The organism is Pseudomonas sp. NPDC086566, from assembly GCF_050280885.1.
Classification (GTDB): domain Bacteria; phylum Pseudomonadota; class Gammaproteobacteria; order Pseudomonadales; family Pseudomonadaceae; genus Aquipseudomonas; species Aquipseudomonas vlassakiae.
Map to the genome: position 1 here is coordinate 395,743 of NZ_JBNNWD010000002.1, position 24,151 is coordinate 419,893.

A 24,151-nucleotide genomic window follows, 5' to 3' on the forward strand; every position below is an offset into this window, starting at 1 on the left:
CTGTGGGAGCGCGTCAGCCCTGTCAGCGGTGCAGGACGTACTGCCCGCTGAAGGTGACGGCGGGCTCATCACTGCCGGCGTTGCTGACCGTGGTCGCCAGTGTCAGCCGCGCCCGGCCCCGGCGCTGGTACATCGTCAGGAACCGCTCCCACGTCTTATCGTCCGGTGCTGCGCAACGCGCCACCGCCGCGCCGGTCACCGGCAACGGGTAGCTGATCTGGCCCTCCTGTATGACGATATGCCCGTCGTCGATGCCCACTTCGCGCAGGCGCAGGTGCAGCCAGCCCCATCCCGCCAGCACTGCGGCACAGTACAGGCTGCCGCCGAACATGGTGCTCTTGTGGTTGACGTTGGCCGCCAGTGGCAGCTGCAGGCGCAGGGTCTGGGCGTGCCAATCGATGACTTCCAGGCCCATTTCACGGGTCAGGGGAATGTCGCCGTGCAGCACGGACTGCAGGTATTGGCTATCGGCACTCATGAACGGTTTTCCTCGTGGTCGTCGCTGCCGCTGCTACCGCCTTCGAAATGCAGGCCGTGCTTGCGTAGCTTGTCGTGCAGGGTCTTGCGCGGAATGCCGAGGGCTTCGGCGAGGCTGCGCATGGAGCTGTGGGGCTGGGCCAGTTCGGCGGCGATCAGCGAGCGTTCGAACTGCTCGACCTGTTCGCTGAGGTTGCCCAGCAGGATTGGCGGCGCCGTCGGCGCAGCAGCAGGTGCCTGGCCATCGAGGGCCAGCTCCAGGCCCAGGGCAAAGCGTTCGGCGGCGTTCTGCAGTTCGCGCACGTTGCCTGGCCAGCCATGGCGCAGCAGCATGGCCCGCTGGGCCGGTTGCAGGCTGTGGGGCGGCAGGCCATGCCGCTGGCTGGCGGCATCGGCGAAGTGCTGGAACAGCACCAGGATGTCGTCCCCACGCTCGCGCAAAGGGGGGATGCGCAGTGGCGCGACGTTCAGGCGATAGTAGAGGTCGGCGCGGAAACGGCCCTGGTCGGCGGAGGTGCGCAGGTCTTCCTTGGTGGCCGCGATGATGCGGATGTCCAACGGGATGAGCTGGTTGCCACCGAGCCTCTCGACCACTCGCTCTTGTAGCAGACGTAGCAGCTTTACCTGCACGTCCAGGCTCATGCTCTCGATCTCGTCGAGGAACAACGTGCCGCCATTGGCGAACTCGAACTTGCCGATGCGGCGCTTCTGAGCACCGGTGAAGGCGCCCGGCTCGTGGCCGAACAGCTCGCTTTCGACCACCGACTCGGCCAGTGCGCCGGCGTTGATGGCCACGAACGGACCCTCACGGCGGCTGGACAGGTCGTGCAGGGCGCGGGCGACCACCTCTTTGCCGGCACCGGTCTCACCGAGGATCAGGACATCGGCACGGGTACCCGCCAGGGCGCCGATCTGTTCACGCAGGCGTTGCATCGACGGTGAATGGCCGACCAGGCGAGTGGCCAGTTGCTGGCGGTCGCTCAGGGCCAGGCGCAGGCTGCGGTTGTCCAGCACCAGGCGGCGCACGGCCAGGGCGCGGCGCACGCTGTCGAGCAGGGCGTCGCTGGCGAAAGGTTTTTCCAGAAAGTCGTAGGCGCCCGCGCGCATGGCCTGCACCGCCAGCGGCACATCGCCATGGCCGGTAATCAGCAGCACTGGCAGCTCGCTGTCGCGGCCGTGCAGCTGCTCCAGCAGCTGCAGGCCGTCGATGCCTGGCATGCGAATGTCGCTGACCACCACGCCTGGCCAATCAGGCTCGATGCGCTCGGCCAGGCCCTGGGCGTCAGCCAGGGCGACAACCTTGAGCCCGGCCAGGTCGAGGGTCTGGCTCAGGGCCTGGCGCAGGTGTGGGTCGTCATCCACCAGGATCACCTGGGCCTGGCTGTCGATGTTAGGCTCGGTCGTCATGCCGAGGAGTCCTCCGAAGTGGGCAAGGTAGCGCCGGGTGCGGCCACGCGCAGTTGCAGGGTGAGCAGGGCACCACCTTCAGGGTGGTTGGCCAGTAACAGTTCACCGCCCAACGTGCGCATCAGGCTTTCGCAGATGGCAAGGCCCAGGCCCAGGCCCTGGGTGCGGGTCTTGGTGGTGAAGAACGGTTCCTTGGCGTGCTCCAGGGCCTGGCGGCTGAAGCCTGGGCCGTTGTCGCGAATGTACAGGTAGACGTAATCCTCGTGCTTCTCGGCACTCAGCCACAGGCGGCGCGGGTTGGCCTTTTCGGTCAGGGCATCGAGAGCGTTGGCCAGCAGATTGCCGAGCACCTGGCGCAGGCGGGTTTCGCCGGCCTGCACCCACAGGGTGGCCTCTGGCAGGTCGCGGATCAGCTCCACGGCCATCGCCCGGCGGCGCTTGGCCAGCAGCGCCAAGGCATCATCCAGTGCCGGCTGCAGGGCCACGCTTTCCGGGGCGTGGCGGTCGCGACGGGCAAAGGCGCGCAGGTGGGCGATGATCGAGGCCATGCGCCCCGTCAACTCGCCAATCAGCTTGAGGTTGCCGCGGGCGTCCTCGGTGCGCTGGTGGTCGAGCAGGATCTCGGCGTTTTCGGCGTAGCTGCGGATCGCCGCCAGGGGTTGGTTAAGCTCGTGGCTGATGCTCGCCGACATGGTGCCGAGTACCGACAGCTTGCCGGCCTGGACCAGTTCATCCTGGGCACGTACCAGCTCCTGCTGGGCGTTTTCGCGCTCCAGCACCGCGCTTTTCAGCCGGGTATTGAGGCCTTCTAGGGCAGCAGTACGCTCGGCCACGCGTGACTCCAGCTCCTGGCGGCCACGGGCTTCAAAGTCGATACGGTCGATGTAATGGCGACGCCGCTGCATTACCAGGCCGGTAAACAGCATCAGTACCAGCAGAGCGCCAGCGCCAATCGCCATCACCGTCTGCACCGAGCGATCAACCAGCTGGCGCGGAGCGAGGATGCTCACCTGCCAGCCGGTTTCCTTGATGTCGCGGGTCTGGGTGAGCCAGGCGTCATGGTTGAGCACCAGCGGCTGCGGGGCCTGGGTCGGGTAGGGCTGGATAGCGATGATCGCCTGGCGCTCGGCGTCGGTCAGCTCACGGGTGGCGCGGAAACGCCACTCGGGGCGTGAGGTGAGGATCACCACGCCGTTGTGGTCGGTCAGCAGCAGCTGTTCGGGGGTACGGCCCCAGAGGGTTTCGGTGTGGTCCAGGTCGACCTTGACCACCAGCACTCCCACGATGCGTTCGCGGTCGCGCACGGCGGCAGCGAAGAAGTAGCCGCGTTTGGCCGAGGTGGTGCCTTGGCCGAAAAACCGCCCCAGATGGCCGGCCATGGCTTCGATGAAGTACGGGCGGAAGGAGAAGTTACGGCCGACGAAGCTGTCCGGCTTGTCCCAGTTGGAGGCGGCAAGAGTATTGCCACTGACGTCCATCAGGTACATCACTTCGGCGCCGGTCTGGTGGACGATGTCCTTGAGCAGGCGGTTGGCATTGGTGACGGCTTCGAGGCGGAACGGGTCGGCCAGCACGCCGCGCAGTGCCGGGAGGTCGCCGAGGATCTGCGGCAGGGTTTCGTAGCGGTGCAGGGTGCCGAGCAGGTTGGCGACGTACAGGTCGAGGGTCTGGCGGTTCTGTGAGGCCAGCTCATCCTGGTAGTAGCGCTCGGCCAGATGGTGCAGTGGCCACAACAGGGGCGCCAGGCACAGGGCCAGCAGGGCCAGGCTGCGCCAGCGGGGTCGGCGTGGGGGGGTGGGTTTTGCAATCATCGGGTCAATGCGCCAGAAGGGTCTGGCGCAATTATGCGCTACTTGAGGCAGTCGATCAGTGCCTGCTGCCAGTGCGGCAGGCGTACATCCCACGCACAGGCCAGGCGCGAGCAGCCCGGATCTTCATGGGAACAGGTCCGCGTCTTTCAAAAGCACGGCTGCCTGGTCCTTGGCCGACAGGGTCGGGTGCTGCATGCCCCAGTCGATGGCCAGATCAGGGTCGTCCCAGCGGATCGAGCGCTCGGCGGCTGGATTGTAGTAGTCGGTGGTCTTGTACAGGAAGTCGGCGGTTTCGCTCAGCACCAGGAAGCCATGGGCGAACCCCGGTGGAATCCAGAACTGCAGGTGGTCTGTGGCGCTAAGGCGCCGCGCCACCCAACGGCCAAAGGTTGGTGAACTGCGGCGGATGTCCACGGCCACGTCCAGCACTTCGCCGTGCACCACGCGCACCAGTTTCCCCTGAGGGTTGTCGATCTGGTAATGCAGGCCCCGCAGCACGCCGCGCTGTGAGCGCGAATGGTTGTCCTGCACAAAATGGCCGCCGAACCCGGTCTGTATCTTGAATTCGCGCGCATTGAAGCTTTCGAAGAAGAAGCCACGGCTGTCGCCGAATATCTTCGGTTCGATGATGACTACGTCAGGTATCTCGGTCGCTATGATGTTCATGGAAGTTTTCTTCGGTCAGTGTGCTGATGGTCCGACCTTGAAAGGTCCGCTCTAAGTCCGCCGCCCTGCAACCTGAGCCTAGATCGGCTGGCGGGGAGCCAGCATGAGACTACCTGCGGATTTCATCTTTACACCGGGTTATCGGCCACAAGCCCGGCTTCCCCAGCAGAAACATGAAACAGGTTTCATCTTGAGGCCTTTTGGCATGCAGATGCAGCCCGCGCCAAGCGACTATATCGAAGGTAGAGGTCGCAAGGCTTTGGGTGAACCGTTTGTCGATCAATATCGGTAAAAATATGGATATACCTCAATAATAATTGAATTTTAGGCTTCTAAAGTCGATATGTATCGGTTATAAATTGGCCAATCGCGGCGAGCATCCTGCACCGTCGGAAATGCCACATTCATTTGCCAACTTCGGCCCATCGCCCAGTGCCTTTGCAGAGGTTAACCATGAAAACCCTCAACTCCACCCCCCGCGCCGACGGCTTCCACATGCCCGCCGAATGGGCGCCGCAAAGCCAGGTCTGGATGGTCTGGCCGGAGCGTTCGGACAACTGGCGCCTGGGCGGCAAGCCAGCCCAGGCGGCCCATGTCACCCTGGCCAAGGCCATTGCCCGCTTCGAGCCGGTAACCGTGGCCGTTTCAGCCGGGCAGTACGAAAACGCCCGTCGTCAGCTCGACCTGCCGAACATTCGCGTGGTGGAAATCAGCAACGACGACGCTTGGGTGCGCGACACCGGCCCGACCTTCGTGATCAATGACCACGGTGAAGTGCGGGGTGTGGATTGGGGCTTCAACGCCTGGGGCGGCTTCGATGGTGGCCTCTATGCGCCGTGGAACCGCGATGAGGAACTGGCGGCCAAGGTGCTGGAAATGGAGCGTTGCCAGCGCTACCACACCGAAGGCTTCGTGCTGGAAGGCGGCTCTATCCATGTCGATGGTGAAGGCACCCTGATCACCACCGAAGAGTGCCTGCTCAACCGCAACCGCAACCCGCACCTGAACCGCGAGCAGATCGAAGAGATCCTGCGCGAGCACTTGGCAGTGGAAACCATCGTGTGGCTGCCCGATGGCCTTTACAACGACGAAACCGATGGCCACGTCGACAATTTCTGTTGTTACGTAAGCCCAGGCGAAGTGTTACTGGCCTGGACCGATGATTCCAACGACCCCAACTACGCCCGTTGCCACGCCGCCTACGAGGTGCTGAAAAACACCCGTGACGCCAAGGGCCGCGAGTTTGTGGTGCACAAGATGCCGATCCCTGGCCCGCTGTTCGCCACCGAGGAAGAATGCGCCGGTGTCGACCAGGTGGCCGGTAGCCAGGAGCGCGACCCGTCGGTGCGCCTGGCGGGTTCGTACGTGAACTTCCTGATCGTCAACGGCGGCATCATTGCGCCGAGCTTCAATGACCCTGCGGATGCCCAAGCCAGAGCGATTCTTGCCAAGGTTTTCCCGGACCATGAAGTGGTGATGATTCCAGGCCGCGAGCTGCTGCTCGGCGGTGGCAACATCCATTGCCTGACCCAGCAACAGCCGGCACCGTTCAAGCGCTGACTCGCTGCCAACACGAAAAAGCCCGTCGAATGACGGGTTTTTTTTGCCCTGCCGATATGCGGAGGGTCGAGTGGCATATGTTTTGTATTGTTTTTCAGGGGTTTACCCAGGCAGACCGGGCACACCGTTCTGTAACAATCAAGACGTAAATTAGCCGCTCACGGGCCAGGGAGTACGTGTGGACATGAACGCAGCAAGTGAGACGGCTTTGCGCCCATCGGCAGTCAATCACCAATCGCTCAGGGTTGTGGCGCAGTGGTTGAAACACCATGGAGGCAAACGGGTCAGGACGACCGACCCACGACGTCTGCTTGACGGCCGCTACCCTCAAGGGCTGATAAGCGACGCTGAGCTGGATGCGCTGCTGGGGGTCTGGCACTGACCAGGGCAGGAGCCCGACCCATGAATAACGCCACCGCAATTGCGGTGGCGTTTTCGTTTGTGGGATGGCGCAAAAAGCGCATCAGAAACGGTAAGTACCGGTCACCACCAAGCTGCGTGGGTCGCCGATCTGGATCTGCGCGGCGCTAGTCGCCGAGCTGTAATAGGTCTTGTCGGTGATGTTGTTCAGCGCTGCCCGCATGTCCCAGTCATGGGTACGGAACCCGGCCAGGGCATCCCAACGGCCATAGCCTGGCAATACCGTGGTGTTCTGGTTATCGGCGTAGCGTTCGCCGACCAGTGTCAGGCCGGTCTCGGCATACCAGCCCAGCTCGGGTTTCCAGGTCACGAACAGGCTGCCATTGCGTTTTGCCACATCGTTGATGCGATTGCCTTCCAGGCCATTGTTGTCTTTGACAATGGTTGCATCCTGCAAGCCAATGCCGCCACGAACGTACCAGTTGCCGACGATATTGCCGGTGGCCGTCAGCTCGATACCGCGTGAGCGTTGCAGGCCGCTGAGCAAGGTGATCTCCGGGTTGTTCGGGTCGCGGGTGCGGCGGTTGTAGAGTTCCAGTTCATAAATGGCAAGGGTGGTGCTCAGGCGTTCGTCCAGCCAGTCGCTCTTCACCCCGATTTCCTTTTGCCGGGTCAGCTCGGGGCTGGTGTCGTTGGTGTTGCCTGGGGCGCCCGGGGTGATGCCGATCAGGCCACCGCCGACGGGCGAGAATGTCTTGCTCCACGACGCATAGAAGGAGTGGTCGCGCCAAGGTGTGTAGACCACGCCCAGGCGCGGACTGGTGGTGTTGCTGTCCTGCTTCTCGGAAAGCTTGCGCAGCTTGTTCGTGGTCTCTACTTCGAACTGGTCGAAACGCACCCCGGCCAGCAATTGCCATTGGTCATTCAGGCGGATCTGGTCCTGCAGGTAGAGGCCACGGCTGTCGACCACGGTGTGGTTGTCGCTCGACACCACCATGCGGCCATTGTGCTGCAGGCTGCGGGCGGGGTTGTACACATTGAGGCTCGGTACCGGGCTGCCTCCGGCAGCCACCGGCGCGGCTGTATACAGCGTCGGGTCGCGGCGCTGATTACCGAACTCCAGGCCGATCAGCAGCTTGTGCTCCAGGCCAAGGGTGGCGAAATCACCTTCGGCTTCAAGGTTGTTGAACAGGTTGCGGGTGGTCAGGTCCTGCTGCCAACGCTGGCGGGTTACCGTCTGGTTGCTGGCGTTGTAGCCCGTCAGGTAGGTGTTGTCGAAATCGCTGTCGAGCTTGAACAGGCCCAGGGTGTGGCGCAACTGCCAGGTTTCGTTGAGCTGGTAGTTCAGGCGAGAGCGCAGCGACTGCGCACGGTCATCGATGTAGTCGCGCTGGGTGTCGCCGTAGGTGGTACTGCGGGCGACATCCGCGGGGCGCCCGTCGACACCGGGAATGCCACGGTCCGGCGTGCGGTTGTAGCGGCTGTACTCGTACTGCACCAGCCAGTTGAGGTCGGGTGCAAGCTGCCAGCTCATCGATGGCGCGAACAGCTGCCGGCTACCGTCGATGCCATCGCGGAAACTGTTGTTGTCCTGGTTGCCCATGTTCAGGCGCAGGCTGATGGTGTCGCTGGGGTCGGCACTGAGGTCGGCATACAGGCTGCGCAGGTCTTCACTGCCACCCTGGGCTTCGATCGACGAGCGCCGCCCAGGCTCCGGGGCCTTGCTTACCCGGTTGACGATGCCGCCCTGGCTGCCACGGCCATAAAGCACGGCTGCCGGCCCTTTGAGGACTTCGACCCGCTCGATGTTGTTGAGGTCGCGAATGTACTGGCTGTCGTCGCGGATGCCGTCCAGGTAGAAGTCGTTGCTGGCCTCGAAGCCCCGGATACGGATGCTGTCGAAGCGCGTATCGGCACCGCTGCTGACGTTGGGAATGCCCTCCAGCGCCTTGCCCAGCGTATTGCTGCCGTAGTCCATCACGGTGGCGGTCTTCACCGTGTCGATGGCTTGTGGCACATAGCGCACTGGCGTCGACGTACGGGTCGCGGTACTGACCTCCTTGACCTGTGGGTTGTCTTCTTCGCCCTCGCTCCGGGCAGTCACCGAGAGTTCGGGAAGTGTGGTGCTGGTGGCGTTGGCCAGGCCGGCGCTGATCAACAGTGACAGGCCAAGGCCGAATGAGGGCAGGCGATTGGGGGCAAGCATCAGAACATCCGTGCAGGGGTAAATGGAAAATAGGCGCGAATGGTAATGCTTGCTATTTGCGGCTGCATAGGTATTTGTAAAGACTTGTCTTTACATATGTTTCAGCTTGTAAGTTCCGCTTTTCCGCCGGTTTATTGCGAATACTCCCACCGAAGACAAAATGCCTGCCGATTGCCTCAAGTAGCGTGAAAATGCACCAGCGATGCCAGTGAAATTGGTTATAACAACCTTCAATTCACGACTTTTTGACATTTGTAATCGCGCACGGCTAGGATTCGGCCAACGCTTGCTGGCCACCCATGGCCATGCTGCTGCGAAAGGCCCGCAACACGATTGCCGGCGGGCCTTTCAGTTCGGATCCGCATAGCGTCGAACCTACGAAGGGGCGTTGGTTCCTGGCGTAATAGTGCAAAGCGTTTTTGATTTAGAAATAAGGAAAACAACATGTTGAAAACCAGGATCAGCCTGGTCGCCCTGGCGATGATCGCCGCGACCCAGGCCCAGGCCAACGATCAGGCCGACAGCAAGGGCTTCCTCGAGGACAGCCACGCCAACATTCTGCTGCGCAACGCCTATATCAACCGTGACAAGAAGCACGGCAAGAACGACCAGAGCGAATGGGGCCAGGCCTTCATCGGCAAGTTCTCCTCCGGTTTCACCCAGGGCACCGTGGGCGTGGGCGTCGACGCCTTCGGCCTGTACGCACTGCGCCTGGATGGCGGCAAGGGCCGTAATGGCGGGGCCGGCATCGATTTCTTCAAGCCCAGCGACACCGCGCCGACCAATTCGCCGCACAACCTGGCCCGTGGTGGTGCTGCCATCAAGTTCCGCGTCTCCAACACCGTGCTCAAGTACGGTGACATGATGCCTGAGCTGCCGGTGCTGCAATATGACGACAGCCGCCTGCTGCCCGAGAGCTACACCGGTACCTTCATCACCTCCAAGGAGATCGAGGGCCTGGAGCTGAACGCCGGTCACTTCACCGAGCAAGCGCGCAAGAGCGCCGAAGGTCGCGACAGCGGCCACCTGAAGTCGATCGATGTGTTCGGCGGCAGCTACAAGTTCACCGACAACTTCACCGCTTCCGCCTACACGTCGAACATCGAAGACGTGATGAAGAAGCACTACCTGGGCATGAACTACGTCTTCCCGATCGCGGCTGACCAGTCCCTGACCCTGGACTTCAACGGCTACAAGTCGGACGTCAACAGCAAGTACGTCCAGAAAGCCGAGCTGACCGGTGACGAAAACACCATCTGGAGCCTGGCGGCCACCTACGCCTTTGGCCCGCACTCGGTGACCCTGGCGCACCAGCGCAGCACCGGCAGCACCGGCTACAACTACGGCTGGTACCAGGACCGTGGTGGTGTGGGTGACGGTGGTTCGACCATCTACCTGGCCAACTCCTACTGGTCCGACTTCAACGCCGAAGACGAGCGTTCCTGGCAGCTCGCCTACGGCCTGGACTTCGGTGCCTTCGGCATCCCGGGCCTGACCTACAAGATCGCCTACGTGGCGGGTGACAACATCAACACCCACGGCTTCGGCGAAGGCAAAGAACGCGAAATCTTCAACCAGCTGCGCTACGTCGTTCAGGACGGCCCGGCCAAGGACCTGTCGGTCAAGCTGCGCGGTTCCTGGCTGCGTACCAACAACGCGGTACAGCAGAACGGCTACAACGACGACGGCAACGAAGTCCGCGTATTCGTCGAGTACCCGATCAGCATCTTCTGATCCTGACCGAGCGTCTCGAACAGCCCCGGCCCATGCCGGGGCTGTTTCTTTGCGGCGCATGTGGGCCGCTGCCGGCGCGGCCGGTAACTCGCCTTTCTCCGGCGCAAAGCTGTCACTGCGCGCCTTTCGCCACATCCTTGCATATCGCGGTGGTAAGGGCTGATCCTGCCCTCGCCGGTGGGTCCATCGCAGGCTGGATGACGCGGCCTGGTACAGTCAGGGAGGCAGCCGCTTATGGCTGCTCAGCTTGCCAGCAGTTCGGGATAGTCGCTGAACCAGTAGCGCACAGCGTCATCGTTGATGCCATGCTCGCCGCGCCAGAAGTCCACCGGATAGCTCCAATCCGACGAGCGAGAACTGCGCGGTGCCAGGCCAAGGTTCGTGTAGCGGTAAAGCAGGCCAGGGTGCTCCGGCGTCTGCAGAATGCCGCAGTGGCCTAGCAGGTTGAGAAACCCGCGCCCCTCGTCATCGCTCATCTTGACCCCTGGAAGCTTGCGCAGCTGTTTGAGAAGGTCATTGGGTTTGCTCTGCGCGGGCATGTGACGGATCAGGTCGAGGATCCTCAGCATCAGATCGAGACTGCCAGGCAGTTGTTTGTCACTGGTTCGATGCTCTTGCAGAAGGAAGGCCATGTTCGAAATATTGCCTGCCTGCACCGCACCGACCAAAAAACGAATGCGGTTGAGTGCAATGAAACTGACGTCGCGTTGCTTGAAGAAGCTGCAGATCTGGCAGCTCAGTTGGGTTTGTGCTGTAAAGCTGTGTTCAGGCAGGTGCATGGCACAAGAATAGGCTGAGAGTGCAGCACGCAGGTAGGCGTGATTCCGCTCTACGCCTGCGAGAAAACTGGCCACTACCTCTGCCTTGATTGCTGCTTGGCGTTCGCCGACAAGCCACGCCATGACCTGATCATGGTCCATGGATCTGGTATCGGTCGCCAAGCCAGTTGCTAGTAATGCCGGGCTCGGCGCTTCGTTGGGGTGCTGTGCCTTGAGGAGCTTGCACAGTTGTTCCGCAGTTGCTGTCATGTTCATTTCCCACAGGAACTTTTATTGGCCTTCGGTGGCAGTGCTCCGCGGCTGGCGAGCACGGGGAGTTGCGTGACTTTCTTGACGCCGTTGGCCTTGAGGTACTCGTTGGCCAGTGCGATACGTTCGATGCCGAGGTCTTTTCGCGCCTTAGCGTCGGAAATGCCAAAGATCTTGTTTCCGCGCACGTAGGGGCTCTTTCTGCCGAGCACTTCACGTTCACGAATACCGGAGTCTTCGATACCTCGAATGGTGTCGTAGTCGGTGCCTTTTGGGGTGACTTGATTGATCCGGTCACCTTCCTTGAACCGTGGTCCGTCAACGCCAGTGGTTTCCATATGGCGGCGCACGACGCCTTCGAGCGTATCGTTATCCGATGCCCGTCCGTTGTAGTAGGGAACACCGTCCTTGTCGGACAGGAAATAGCTCCAGTCCAGCCCCAGCGGGTCAATACCACCTATCGGATTAGGCCCATACCGGTAGAGGTTTACACCACCCTCAAGACCGATCGGGTCAGGTTGGGTGAAGCGACCGCTGTGCGGGTCATAGTAGCGGAACAGGTTGTAGTGCAAGCCGGTTTCACGGTCGAGGTACTGCCCCTGGAAGCGCAAGTTCTGTTGCTCGACAAAATCGCTTGCTCGCCACTCCTGCAATGTCACCCCCCAAGATGAGCATTCTCCTGTCCAGACAGGGTCGCCCTGGCTGTCTGTCAGTTGTTCAGGCAGACCGTTGAGGGCGTTATGGTAGTGTCGCAACTGTTGATGCGGCCCTTGCCCATCGATGCGTGCCAGCACTCTGTAGTCCGGCTCGTTCACATACAAGGTGCAATGGCCGTTAACGCGCTCCTGCAGCAGTTTGAGCCCGTCCCAGCCAAAGTCGGTACAGCCGAGAAGGTTATCGTTATGGTCGCGCTCGGTCTTGGCGATACGACGCCCGAGAGGGTCATAGCTCAGGGTAACGATGCGCTCGCGGCCATTTTTCAGGGTACGGACCTGCACTAGCCGATGATGACGGTCGTAAGTCATGCGCTGCTCGCCATACTGCGCACTGCGCTTTTCTGCGAGGCGGCCGAAGCCGTCATAACGGTACTGCCGGTCTTCGAGCTGATGCAACTGATCGTGCTGGACAACTTCACTGAAACGCGGCGTTCGGTTGCCTGCCGCATCGTAGTCAAAGCACTCATCCTGGCCAGGCAGCCAACCTTGACTGGCAAGCAAGCGGTCAGTGGCATCGTAGTGCAGCACTCGCTGCTGCAGGACATGGGGCTGCTGGCGCAGATAGCTGATCAGGTTGTCCCGGTCATCGAAGTCGAAACGTTGCTGCCAGGCGGCAGGCAGCAGCGCATTTTCGTCTTTCCTACGGCGCAGACAGGCTGTCAGGCGCCCGCTGCGATCATACAGGCTGCGAGTGATCAGCTGCCCCTGAGTGCGTGTAACCTCCCGGTGCAGGCGGTCACGTTCAAAGTCGCATATCACCTGGCCATCGATATTGATCTGGTGAAGATGACCTGAACCGTAAACCAGTCGGTTCAAGCGTCGACCGTCGGGCAAGCGCGTACTCACGCGGTTGCTCAGCGCGTCGTAGGTGTGGTCCAGCCGTCCTGCGCTGTTGCTCTCGCTGATGCGGCGCCCACAGGCGTCATACTGGAAAGTGACACGCTGAACGTTGCCATTCTGATTTTCACAGCGTGCCTCCAGAAGGCGGTTTGCAGGGTCAAGGTGGTAGTAAGTGCTGTCGTCCTGGGTGTGCAGGGCAATGAGCCTTCCGGCAGCGTCGCGCTCCAGGCTGTGATGCAGCGGCAGCTCCAGCGCTCCGGGTGTCGGGATGAAGTGCAGTTCGGTTAGCTGTCCCTGCCCGTTGTAACGGTAGCCTTTGCGGCTGCCGTCGAGATTCTCCTGCCAGGCCAAGCGATCGGCATCATCCCAGGTAAAACGATAGCCTTCGCCGTTGGCGTTGATCAGTGCGACCAGCCGCGCGCGCACGTCGTACTTGAAGCGCACCGAACGCCCAAGATTATCTCGATGTTCGACGAGTTGTCCGTTGAGGTCATGCTTGAAATGCTCCGCATTACCCAGTGGATCAGTCACCTGTTCGAGCAGGCCTGATGGTGCGTAGCGGTATTGCGTGATACGGCCATCTTCACATTCCAGACTTACGGTACGCCCCAGGGCGTCATGTCGGTAGCGGGTGATCTGTCCTTGCGCGTCGGTCAGGCTCAGCAGATTGCCTTGGCGATCATAGTCAAGGCGTGTGCCAAGGCCTGAGCAATCGATGTGTTCGACCAACAAACCCTGCTCGTTCCAGCGTTGTCGCCTGTGCCTGCCCATGGCATCGATGGTTTCCAGCAGCTGTCCATGTTCATCGTAGCGATAGCGCGTCACCTCACCCAGTGGGTCAGTTTCACGGATGCAGTTGCCGCGCTGGTCATACCGATATGTCCATGTCGCACCTGTGGCATCCGTTTCGCTTCGTGGCAGTGCCCAGTGTTCCAGCCACTGGGTCGACTCGATTCGACCTAGTGGGTCCACGGTTTCACTGAGGTTCCCGGACTCGTCGTAGTTGAAGCGCCATTGACCGCCCTCGGGGTCGCTTGCTGCCAGCAATTGACGCTCGTCATTCCAGTTGAACAGCCAGCTCTGCCCCAGTGCATTGGTGGACTCGATCACCTGATACTGCGCATTCCAGCGACAGACCCGTGTGCGTCTGAGGGTATCGGTGACATAGGTGGCGCCGGCGTCGATGTCGTACTCGAAGTGGTAGTCGTCGCCTGCATTGGACCAATGGCGAATCACCCGCCAGTCGTCGAGCTTGCGCCATTCGTACTGGCATATCAGGCCATTCGAGTTCTCATGCCTGACCATACGGCGGCCTTCGTCATACATGAACCGTCGCTGCAGCTGCCCCAACGCGTCGCGTACCTCTGCAAGGTCGCCAGCGTCATCGTAGCTGTAGCGGGCCAGCACCTGCACGTCATTGGCGGCGAACACCCGTTCGATGTGGCTGACCCGAGCCGGCCACCTGTCGCTATAGTGCAGCCGCACATGAGCGACATCGAAGGTGTCGTGCAATGAAGACAGTCGCCCTTGTTCGTCATACTCGAGATGGATGCGGTTGTCGTTACGGTCCCCCAGCTTGGCCAGCCGCAGATGCCGAGGGTCTTGTGGGCGAGGTTCGAACAGCCGGTACAAGCCGCTGCTGATATCCTCGATCAATAGCTCGCCATTGAGGGCGCGGCGCACGCTCATGCCTTCGCCGGCACTGAACACCGCTTCGCCTGGCGCGATCATGCCCATGTCGATAATGCGCGCCTGTTCATCCGTGTAGAACAAACGGTCATTTTCGACGAGCACCGATACCTCGTAGGGAACGCTCCAGCTGGCGCCGAACAAGCCATCGCGACGATTGTCCCGGCTGTTGTAGTAGCGCTGCCAGTCCAGCGGGATCATGGCCTGAAGGGTGAAGTCCAGATCGTGTTCATCGCTCAGAATCTTTGCCCCAGTGGGCGTATGAACCGGGTTGGGCGAGCCGACGATGGCCGATGTCAGTGCGGCGGTTACCTGGCTGCTGGCAAAGCTGACGACGCCACCTACCAGCATGCAGCCGAAGCGGCTGTAGAACTTGCCACCGCGCCCGCGCAACATCATCAACGCCGTGATCGCCAAGCCGATGCCAGGTGTCTTGCCGCTACGGATTTCGCGCACCACGATCGGCTCGCCACCGATGCGCACGTTGTTCGAGACCAGCCCGCCGTCGACGATCACTGCCTCGCACGTGCTGCGATCACCGCTGCGGCAAGCCGGGTGGCCGTTAATCAGTACCTTGCTCGAGCCCTCGGCCAGGAACTGGGGCGGCATGGGCGGGTGCTTGCTGCAGATGACTTTGTCATCGGGCGCTTCCTGGGTGTTGGCCGCGGGCCTGGCAACGGTAGGCCGCCACATCTGCGAGAAGAAGCCCTTGGCCATGTCGAGAAAGGTTTCTTCCTCGTCCTCTGCCGCCTCGCCCTGGCCATTTTCCAGCGGGGCAGGTGGTCCGGTGACCACGCCCGCCGCGCGCGCTGCGGGCTTGCCGTTGGTCTTGGTGTTCGACGAGCCGCTGGCGATGGTGGCCTGCACCGAGGGCGGGAACAGAAAGTTGCCTATGCCCTCGCATAATCGACTGAGCCCCGTGTCTGTCCCCGTCTTGGCCATGACCACGCCCACTACCACACCCACGACTGCCCCAAGCACGAAGCAGCCCAGGCCACCGGTGGCCACGGTGATGCCCAGGGCCGCTGCGACGGCGGCAGTGGCCAGGGCGCCAATCGCCACGTTGGCCGCCACTTCCAGTACACCGCCGACGATGTCGGCCATCAGCGAGGTGTGCATCAGCGCGTCGCCTTCGCGCGCGGCCCAGAGTGCGTCGGACATAGTGCGGCGCCCGTCAGCCCAGGTTGTCGAAGTCGAGCGACTGCTTGAGCGCCGCCCAGTGAGCGGCCTCGGCCTCACCCAGCGGCTGCGCCTTCACATAGCTCAAGGCGAACATCCTGCGCGTGCCCGGCAGCACCAGCGCCAGCTGGTACTGGTAGACCTTGTCCTGGCCTTTGCTGAACTGGCTGCTCAGCTCGATGGCGTCGATCGGCTGGCCTGCGCCTACCTGCACGGCCTGTGCCGGCTGGAAGCGCAAGTCCTTGACCTGTTGCTGCAGGCGCTGCAACTGGCCGTCGAAATTGCTCTGCAGGGTTTCGCCTTCGGCCAGCAGGCTGCGGCTGACGATCAGCGAGGTGCCCAGCGCTTCGAAGCGCAGGATGTTGATGCTGGTGTCCTGTACCGCGGTATCGGGCAGGGCAAGGCGGAATTCGTTGACGCGATAGCTCATGGGCTGAGTGTCTCGTTACTGGTCGGAACCGGAGAAGATGGCCTTCACCGAGTCGTCGATGGTGGATTTCGCGCCCTGGCCTTTGGTATCGGTCTGCGCACCGTTGCCGACGTTGAGGTCGAGGGTGCCGTCGGTGTTGATCTCGGCGTCCTTGCTGGCATGGAAGCTGAACTGCTCGCAGCTGATGTTGATCTGCCCGCTGGCATTGAGCTCGATCACGCTCTTGCCGCAGACCAGGCGCAGGTTCTCGCCCACCTCGATCAGGTAGCTGGTGCTGACGCTGTCGGTCTTGCTGGCGCCGACCAGCAGCATGTCGTCACGGCGCACGGCGCGGATGCGGTCCTGGCCGATGGTGATGGTTTCGAGCATGCCCACGGTCTGGGTGCGGTTGATGCCCACCGCCAGCGTCTCGTTCTGCTCTACCACGGTGTCCATGTTGCGTTCGGCATGCAGGTACAGCTGCTCGGCGCCCTTCTTGTCCTCCATGCGGATTTCATTGAAGTTGGCCGGGCTGCCGCCTTTGCTCGAGCGGCTCTTCATGCCGCTTTGCGTGGCGCTGCCGGGCAGGTCGTAGGGGACGCTCTGTTCGGCGTTGTACACGCGCCCGGTGATGATCGGCCGGTCGGGGTCGCCTTCGAGGAAACTGACGATCACCTCCTGGCCGATCCGCGGGATCTGCATCGAGCCCCAATTCTTGCCGGCCCAGGCCTGGGACACGCGGATCCAGCACGAGCTGTTCTCGTTGGACTGGTCGTGCCGGTCCCAGTGGAAGTGCACCTTGACCCGGCCGTACTGGTCGGTCCAGATCTCCTCGCCAGCCGGGCCTACCACCACGGCGGTCTGCGGCCCTTTGACGATCGGCCGCAGGGTGCTGCCCGCGGGCCGGTAGCTCTGCTGGGCATCGATGCAGCTGAGGTGGCTTTCGAACTGCGCGGCGCCACCGCTGGCAAGGCCGCTTTCCAGGCGCTCCTGGTGCACGTAGTAGCGGGCGGCGACGATCAGGTATTCGCGGTTCTGGTCCTGGCGGCTGAAGCCGCTCAGGCTGAACAGGTGGCCGCTGCCAAGGCCGCGGGCGTTGCCGCGCAGTTCGATGCGCTCGTGCTGGCTCTGCAGCGCCTCCAGGCGGGTGCGCGCGTAATGCTCGCCATCCTGGGTCTGCTCGTAGGCGCCCGGGTAGTCGTAAAGCGGGTAGTCACCGGCCTGGTGCGGGCGTGGCATGGCCGAGCGCACGTCGATGCGTGCGCTGGGGCGCTGAAAGTCGTAATCGTTTAGTTCCAGCGAGCCTGGCTGCACTTCCTGGGCCAGGTGCCAGTCGTTGATGTGGTCGCGCTCGCGGTGCTGGCCGTCGGGCGGGTAGTAGGGCACGGTTTCGTAGCCGGGCACCTTCTGGTGCGCGCCGTAGGCATCGGCGAGCACCAGCACGTGACGCTCCTGCTCGTGGCGGAAGAAGTAGTAGATGCCTTCTTCCTCCATCAGCCGGCTGACGAAATCGAAGCTGGTCTCGCGGTACTGCACGCAGTACTCGCGTTCCCGGTAGCTGCGGCTCAGGGCATCCTCGAAGTCCGAGAAACCGAGGTCGCGAAACACTTGCTTGATGATCTGCGGCGCGCTCAGGTGCTGGAAGATCCGACAGTCGCTGGTGCGCGTCAGCAACCACAGCCACGGCCGCAGCGTCACCCGGTAGCTGGCGAACTGGCCCTGGTCGACCGACTGGCTGCAGCGGGCGACGATGCCGTGGAAGTGGCGCGAGCTGCCCAGGCTCACCTGCACGCTCAGGCTCAGGGGTTTGCCCAGCAGCTGGTTGAGGTCGATGGCCGGGTCGTCGCTGGTCAGTTGCAGCTCATACTCGAACAGGCGGCCGAGCTCCTCGCCGCCGCTCATGTCGCTGAGCACCAGCACGTCCGGCCCCAGTGGGCTGTTGATCTGCGCCAGGCGCGTGAACTGCTTGAACAGCATGGCTGCTCCCGTATCAGCCGCCGTCAGCCGGCGGTGTCGAAGTCATAGTGCAAGTCGTTGTCGCGCCGGCTGATGCTGACGCTGGCCAGCGGTTTGCCTTCGAGCAGGCGGGTCAGGAACTCGCGGCTCATGTCCGGCAGCAGGCCGTTGGTGAGAATGGCGTCGATCATGCGGCCACCGCTTTCGGTCTCGCTGCAGCGCGAGACGATCAGCTCGACCACCCCGTCGTCATAGCTGAAGCCGACCTTGTGGGTGGCCTCCACGCGTTTGCGAATACGCTCCAGCTGCAGGCGGGTGATGGCCTTGAGCATGGCGTCGCTGAGCGGGTAATAGGGGATGGTCACCAGGCGGCCGAGCAGGGCCGGCGGGAAGATCTCCAGCAGCGGCTGACGCAGGCGGGTCGCCACCGACTCGGGGTCGGGCAGGTCCTGCGGGTTGCTGCAGATGTCAGCGATCAGCTCGGTACCGGCGTTGGTGGTGAGCAGGATCAACGTGTTACGGAAATCGATCTGGCGGCCTTCGCCGTCTTCCATCACACCCTTGTCGAACACCTGGAAGAAGATCTCGTGTACGTCCGGGTGGGCCTTTTCCACCTCGTCCAGCAGCACCACGCTGTAGGGCCGGCGGCGCACTGCCTCGGTCAGCACACCGCCTTCGCCGTAGCCTACGTAGCCGGGCGGCGCCCCCTTGAGGGTGGACACAGTATGGGCTTCCTGGAATTCGCTCATGTTGATGGTGATCAGGTTCTGTTCACCGCCATACATCGCTTCGGCCAGGGCCAGCGCGGTTTCGGTCTTGCCCACCCCGGAGGTGCCGGCAAGCATGAACACGCCGATCGGCTTGTTCGGGTTGTCCAGGCCAGCGCGGGAGGTCTGGATGCGTTTGGCGATCATCTTCAGCGCATGGTCCTGGCCGATGATGCGCTTGGCCAGGTGGCTGTCGAGGTTGAGCACGGTCTCGATTTCGTTGCGCGCCATGCGGCCCACCGGGATGCCGGTCCAGTCGGCGACCACCGAGGCCACGGCCTGGTAGTCAACAGTCGGCAGGATCAGCGGGCTTTCACCTTGCAGGGCGGCCAGACGCTGCTGCAGGTCGACCAGCGTGTCGCGCAGTGCCGAGTTGCCCTGGTCAACCGCAGCCGCCTGCTCGCGCAGCTCGGCGCGGGTGGCCAGCAGCTCGTCGACCAGCGCTTTCTCGTCGGCCCAGCGGCTTTCCAGGCTGGCCAGGCGCTCGCGCTCCTCGGCCAGCAGCACATCGGCCTGGGCCTGGCGCTGCCCGGTGGCGACGCCGATGGCGGCCTCGCGGGCAATGATCTGCAGTTCCACCTCCAGCGCCTCGATGCGTCGGCGGCTGTCATCGACCTCGGCCGGCACTGCGTGCAGGCTGATGGCCACGCGGGCGCAGGCGGTGTCGAGCAGGCTGACCGACTTGTCTGGCAACTGACGCGCCGGGATGTAGCGGTGCGACAGCTTCACCGCGGCCTCCAGTGCCTCGTCGAGCACCTGCACCTGGTGATGCTGTTCCATGGTCGAAGCCACCCCGCGCATCATCAGCAGGGCCTTGGCTTCGCTCGGCTCATCGACCTGCACCACCTGGAAGCGGCGAGTCAGGGCGGGGTCTTTTTCGATGTGCTTCTTGTATTCGGCCCAGGTGGTGGCGGCCACGGTACGCAGGCTGCCGCGGGCCAGCGCCGGCTTGAGCAGGTTGGCGGCATCGCCGGTGCCGGCCGCGCCGCCGGCGCCGACCAGGGTGTGGGCTTCATCGATGAACAGGATGATCGGCCTGGGCGATGCCTGGACGTCCTCGATCACCTGGCGCAGGCGCTGTTCGAATTCGCCCTTCATGCTCGCGCCGGCCTGCAGCAGGCCGACATCGAGGCTGCGCAGTTCCACGTCCTTGAGCGCCGGCGGGACGTCGCCAGCGACAATGCGCAGGGCGAAGCCTTCGACCACGGCGGTCTTGCCGACACCGGCCTCGCCGGTGAGGATCGGGTTGTTCTGCCGACGGCGCATGAGGATGTCGACCAGCTGGCGGATTTCCTCGTCGCGGCCGACGATGGGGTCGAGCTTGCCGTTGCGTGCCTGTTCGGTGAGGTCGACGGTAAAGCGCTGGAGCGCTTCCTGCTTGCCCATCGCTGCCGGCGCTACGGCGCCGCTGGCTTCGCCGGGTACACCGGCGCTGAAGCCGTCGCTGGCGGCCAGGCCGTTTTCCGGCGAGTCGCCGACGTATTCGTCGAAGCGTTCGCTCAGGGCCTCGACCTTGAGCTTGGCGAACTCCCCCGACAACCCCAGCAAGGCGTTGCGCAGGCTCGGTGTCTTGAGGATGCCGACCAGCAGGAAGCCAGTGCGCACCTGGCTCTGGGCGAACATCAGGCTGCCATAGACCCAGCCGCGTTCTACCGCTTCTTCCACCTGCGAGGACAGGTCGGTGATCGAGGTCGAACCGCGTGGCAGGCGGTCGAGTGCGTCGGTCAGGTCACGTGCCAGGCGCGCCGGCTCGACGTTGAACTGGCGGATGATGCGGTGCAGGTCGCTGTCCTGCAGCTGCAGCAACTGGTGCAACCAGTGCGCCAGCTCGACATAGGGGTTACCGCGCAGCTTGCAGAACACGGTAGCGGCCTCGATGGCCTTGTAGGCAACGCTGTTGAGTTTGCCGAACAGCGCGGCGCGGCTGATTTCACCCATGGTCCTGGCTCCTTGTGTGGGGGGCTGCGACCGGCTGCGCGGCGTAGTACCGGGCCAGCTTCAGGTCGCGTGCATCGTGCGTGGGGCGGTCCAGCCAGGTATCGAAGCCCAGGCGTTGGCCAGCATTGAGTTGCAGGGCGGGCACCTGGCCCTGCGCGAGGATGAGGTTGAGTTCCCAGTCCAGTTCCAGGCCCATGTACTCGGCCACCCAGGCCGCCAGCTCGACGAAGGCCTGGCCACCCGGCAGCAGGGCGTGGTACTGCTCGAGGCTGAGCGGGCCGAGGCACAGGCGGAACTTGTGCTGGCGGTCCCACACGTGGCTGCCCAGGCACAGGTCGACCCCCAGGCGGTTGGCGCGCACCCCCAGCTGGCTGCGTTCGGGCAGCGCCAGCCACTGGCCGACGTATTCCTCGAGGCTGACCGGCACGCCGAAGTAGTCGGCGAGAATGCTGCACAAGCCATCCGGATAGCGGGTCTGCGCCGCCAGGTGGCCGGACCAGTGCAGCTTGGCGGTGTCGGCCAGCGGACCCTGGTTCAGTAGCTCGGGCTGGCCCCGACCGCTCAGGGCGGCCAGGCGCGCGGCCCAGTAGTCATCGCCCGGGCGGTCGTGGCTGACGGTCGGCCGCGCCTCGGCCCAGGCCCGGTAGAAAAGGCTCAGCAGGCGGTGATGGAAGATATCCAGGAAGCGTTTGCTGGTCGGGTCGGCATGGTTGCGCTGGCGTTCGCGCATGTATTCGGTAAGGTGCAGCGGCAGTGGGCCGTTGGGGCCACCTAGGCCGAAAAAGAACTGCTCCAGGCGGGCCGGCTGGTCTTCGGCGGTTGTCACCGAAGCCAGGGTCGAGGGGGCGAAGCTGCAGTCCAGGCGCTGGCCAAGGCGCACCGGCTCATCGGCCAGGCGCAGCGAATGGCCGAAACGCGGCAGTTCGGGGTTTTCCGCTTCGAGCCGGCGCAGGGCCTGGAAGAAGTCGTACTCCCACGGCTCAGCCTGCATGTTCGCCAGGGTATTCACAGCACCGGCCTGCGCCCGGGCTTGGCTCGCCAGCGCATGATCTCGCCACGTTCGCTGGTGCGCAGCACGGTTTCGGTAAAGCTGTTAACCGACACGTAGCGGGTCAGGAAGCGCTCGAACACCGCCCCGAGCAGGAACACGCCGGTGCCGCGAAAGGCGTTTTCATCGAAGGTCAGGGTGATTTCCAGGCCCCGCCCGAACACGATCGGCCCTGGCATCGGCAGGCGCCGGGTGCAGGGCTGGCAGCTGACCGCTTGCAGGCCGTCGATCTGCAGCTGCAGGGCGCTGTCGTGGGTGTCGCCATACAGGCGCAGCAGTTCGCGCAGGGCTGCCGCGCCCTGGCCCTGTTCGGCCAGCGACAGGTAGTTCAGCGACAACTGGCTGATCAGGCGCCAGGCGCGGTTGTCGTGGGCGTGGCTGGGCTTGGGGCGGCTCGGCCCGGCCAGGCAGCGCACGGCGGCCACCGGCGCACTGTCGGCCAGGCTGAAGTCGCTGCGCCCGTGGCCAACGCTCATGAATAGCGGCAGGTCGCGGTTGCTGCACAGGGCACTGATGCCCAGCTGGCGCAGGTCGTGGCGGTACGGCGCCTGCTGGCCGTCGACCAGGCTGACGAACGTTTCGCTGCCAATGTAGCTGGAGCGGGTGCCGGTGCGCCGCTGCTCGCTGGACAGCACCCGGGGCTCTCGGCGCACCACGTAATAGGCCTGGTCGCGGCCATAGCGCGATGGGTCGCGCACCGCGTAGAACGGCAGGAAGGCCTGGTCCGGCCCGGTGCCGTGGCCGCTGACCTGCTGCAGCGAGTGGATCTCGAAATCGGTCGGCCGGGTGCGGTCGGCGATCACATGGTGTTCGTTGACCCGGTCGCTCAGGTGGATGCGGTCTACCCGGCGTGGGAACAGGTTGATCGCCGGGGTGCAGAAGGGGACCAGCTGCGCACTGCCAACGCCGCCCTGGAGGGCCTGGTCGAAGCGCTCGAACAGCACCAGCAGCTCCAGTTCCTGGCCGTTGCAGCGCTTGACAGCAGGTGCCAGGCCGGCGAAATCGACGAACAGGAAGCGCTGCGGCAGGGCGAAGTATTCCTGCAGCAGGCGATAGCCTTGGAACGCCTGGGGCACCACAGGCAGAGCCGCTTCGCGGTCATCGAAGCCGCAGGGCAGCAAGGCTTGCTCCACGGGGATGCGCTCGACCCAGTCGGCCCCCGGCTGGCGCACGAACACCGCACAGGCACTGCCCAGCAGCTGCTCGTAGAGACGGAACGGGGTTTCGTCGGCGCCGTTGAGGTACAGCGGCAGGTGCGTCAGCGGCAGGCTGGAGAACGGCATCTCGGCGCCGCTACGCAGGGTCAGGCGCAGGCCGGCGCGGGCCCGCGGCTCGCTGGCCGCGAGGCGCCCGAGCACCGCGCCGGGGTTGCCGAAGTATTCGGCGCTGGCCACTTGCAGCGGCCAAAGGGTGACGTCCTGGGTGCTGCGAAATTCGCACGGGGTCTGCGAGTTGCGGCCCAGGTTGGCGCGCAGCACGCTGTGCCGGGGCAACTGGAAGCCCGCCGCCAGCGAGCCTTCGTCGGGGTCGGTCTGCAACTGCACCACGGTCATCGACGGGGTCGGTGCCAGGTAGTGCGGGTAAGCGATTTCCAGCAGGTTGTGGGTGAAGGTCGGGTACTCGGCGTCGAGCTTCAGTTGCACGCGCGCGGTGAGGTAGGCGAAACCTTCCAGCAGTCGCTCGACGTAGGGGTCGGCGCATTCGACGCCGGACAGGGTCAGGCGGCCGGCGATCTTGGGGTATTCCCGGGCGAACTCTTCGGCACCCTCGCGGATGTGTTGCAGTTCCTGGTTGTACAGCTCCAGCAGGCGCGGGTTCATGGGCGCCTCCGGCGATCGGCCGGGGCCACGCGGACATGTCCGGATTCCAGGTCGACATCGGTCTGCAACAGCAGCGGCAGGGCCGCCGGCTGTGCCCACAGGTCACCTTCGATCTCGAAGCTCAAGGCGTTGCCATTCATTTCGCCGGGCGCCGCCTGGGCGTGTACTTTCAGGGTGTGGGCGAGAATGCGCGGTTCGTAGGTGGCGATGGCCTGGTGGATGATTCGCTCCAGGGCACCGATGTCGATGTTCGAGGCACTGTTGCCCGCCAGGGCAGGCAGGCCGTAGTTGATCACGGAAATGCCGGCCGGGGTGTTCAGGGTGGCGGCGCTGTCGAGCAGCGAAGTGGTGTTGAGCAGCCAGGCCAGGTCGCGCAGCACCGAGGCCTTGAGCTGTTGCAGGCTGAGCACGCGTTTGTCTGCGGCTTCCTGTGGGTTGCCCGGCTCGTCGTCGGTCAGGCGATCCAGCAGCGAGGGCTGCAGGCGGTCGCGGGTGGCGATCTCGGCTACCACTTCGGTCAGTCTCTTGGGCTGTTATGGA

The 24,151-nt window shown here is 63.6% G+C and carries 15 protein-coding genes; 2 read left to right on the forward strand and 13 right to left on the reverse strand.

Translation table 11 applies throughout. The features are described from left to right. Positions 1-22 precede the first annotated feature (22 nt). From ACQKPS_RS06065 to rfbC, 4 genes are all read right to left on the reverse strand, one after another. On the reverse strand, positions 23-478 hold the full coding sequence (locus tag ACQKPS_RS06065) for a YiiD C-terminal domain-containing protein (RefSeq protein ID WP_427603161.1): 456 nt from the start codon (positions 476-478) through the stop codon (positions 23-25). Then, positions 475-1,884, reverse strand: coding sequence for a sigma-54-dependent transcriptional regulator (locus tag ACQKPS_RS06070; protein WP_283723342.1), 1,410 nt, complete (start codon positions 1,882-1,884; stop codon positions 475-477). Before ACQKPS_RS06070 ends, ACQKPS_RS06065 begins: the two co-directional genes overlap by 4 nt. Continuing rightward, positions 1,881-3,695, reverse strand: coding sequence for a sensor histidine kinase (locus ACQKPS_RS06075; RefSeq protein WP_254482014.1), 1,815 nt, complete (start codon positions 3,693-3,695; stop codon positions 1,881-1,883). The genes ACQKPS_RS06070 and ACQKPS_RS06075 overlap by 4 nt, the downstream gene beginning before the upstream one ends. Positions 3,696-3,818: 123 nt before the next feature. Then, complete coding sequence (gene rfbC / locus ACQKPS_RS06080) at positions 3,819-4,361, reverse strand: dTDP-4-dehydrorhamnose 3,5-epimerase (protein WP_283723343.1); 543 nt, start codon at positions 4,359-4,361, stop codon at positions 3,819-3,821. Positions 4,362-4,814: 453 nt separating this feature from the next. Between rfbC and aguA the strand changes: the two genes are divergently transcribed. Beyond that, complete coding sequence (gene aguA, locus ACQKPS_RS06085) at positions 4,815-5,921, forward strand: agmatine deiminase (RefSeq protein WP_254482002.1); 1,107 nt, start codon at positions 4,815-4,817, stop codon at positions 5,919-5,921. Between the two features lie 463 nt (positions 5,922-6,384). Here the strand turns inward: aguA and ACQKPS_RS06090 are convergent, their stop codons facing one another. After that, positions 6,385-8,487, reverse strand: a complete 2,103-nt coding sequence (locus tag ACQKPS_RS06090) for a TonB-dependent receptor (protein ID WP_427603163.1) — start codon at positions 8,485-8,487, stop codon at positions 6,385-6,387. 444 nt (positions 8,488-8,931) lie between these two features. Here ACQKPS_RS06090 and ACQKPS_RS06095 point away from each other — a divergent pair, with 444 nt between their 5' ends. Beyond that, positions 8,932-10,221 carry an OprD family porin gene (locus ACQKPS_RS06095; RefSeq protein WP_254481981.1) on the forward strand — a complete coding sequence of 430 codons (1,290 nt, stop codon included), beginning with the start codon at positions 8,932-8,934 and terminating at the stop codon, positions 10,219-10,221. 242 nt (positions 10,222-10,463) lie between these two features. On the opposite strand, the gene ACQKPS_RS06100 is transcribed toward ACQKPS_RS06095, so the two are convergent. The 8 genes from ACQKPS_RS06100 to tssE are packed head-to-tail and all read right to left on the reverse strand — an operon-like array spanning position 10,464 to position 24,123. Continuing rightward, positions 10,464-11,249 carry a hypothetical protein gene (locus tag ACQKPS_RS06100; protein WP_254481980.1) on the reverse strand — a complete coding sequence of 262 codons (786 nt, stop codon included), beginning with the start codon at positions 11,247-11,249 and terminating at the stop codon, positions 10,464-10,466. A 2-nt stretch (positions 11,250-11,251) separates the two neighbouring features. Next, positions 11,252-15,655, reverse strand: a complete 4,404-nt coding sequence (locus ACQKPS_RS06105) for an RHS repeat-associated core domain-containing protein (protein WP_283723346.1) — start codon at positions 15,653-15,655, stop codon at positions 11,252-11,254. A 13-nt stretch (positions 15,656-15,668) separates the two neighbouring features. Beyond that, a complete protein-coding gene (locus ACQKPS_RS06110; RefSeq protein WP_254481976.1) occupies positions 15,669-16,103 on the reverse strand; it encodes a DcrB-related protein in 435 nt (144 codons plus the stop codon). 15 nt (positions 16,104-16,118) lie between these two features. Next, positions 16,119-18,059: a type VI secretion system Vgr family protein gene (locus ACQKPS_RS06115; RefSeq protein WP_427603166.1), complete on the reverse strand. Its 1,941-nt coding sequence runs from the start codon at positions 18,057-18,059 to the stop codon at positions 16,119-16,121. 23 nt (positions 18,060-18,082) lie between these two features. After that, positions 18,083-20,743, reverse strand: a complete 2,661-nt coding sequence (gene tssH / locus ACQKPS_RS06120) for a type VI secretion system ATPase TssH (protein ID WP_427603168.1) — start codon at positions 20,741-20,743, stop codon at positions 18,083-18,085. Beyond that, the gene (gene tssG / locus ACQKPS_RS06125) at positions 20,736-21,785 is read right to left on the reverse strand and encodes a type VI secretion system baseplate subunit TssG (RefSeq protein ID WP_427603345.1); all 1,050 of its coding nucleotides are present in this window, start codon (positions 21,783-21,785) and stop codon (positions 20,736-20,738) included. The genes tssH and tssG overlap by 8 nt, the downstream gene beginning before the upstream one ends. Next, on the reverse strand, positions 21,749-23,611 hold the full coding sequence (gene tssF, locus ACQKPS_RS06130) for a type VI secretion system baseplate subunit TssF (RefSeq protein WP_254481965.1): 1,863 nt from the start codon (positions 23,609-23,611) through the stop codon (positions 21,749-21,751). Before tssF ends, tssG begins: the two co-directional genes overlap by 37 nt. Beyond that, positions 23,608-24,123 (reverse strand): type VI secretion system baseplate subunit TssE, encoded by a 516-nt coding sequence (gene tssE, locus ACQKPS_RS06135; protein WP_427603171.1) that lies wholly within the window; start codon positions 24,121-24,123, stop codon positions 23,608-23,610. Before tssE ends, tssF begins: the two co-directional genes overlap by 4 nt. Positions 24,124-24,151: the final 28 nt, after the last annotated feature.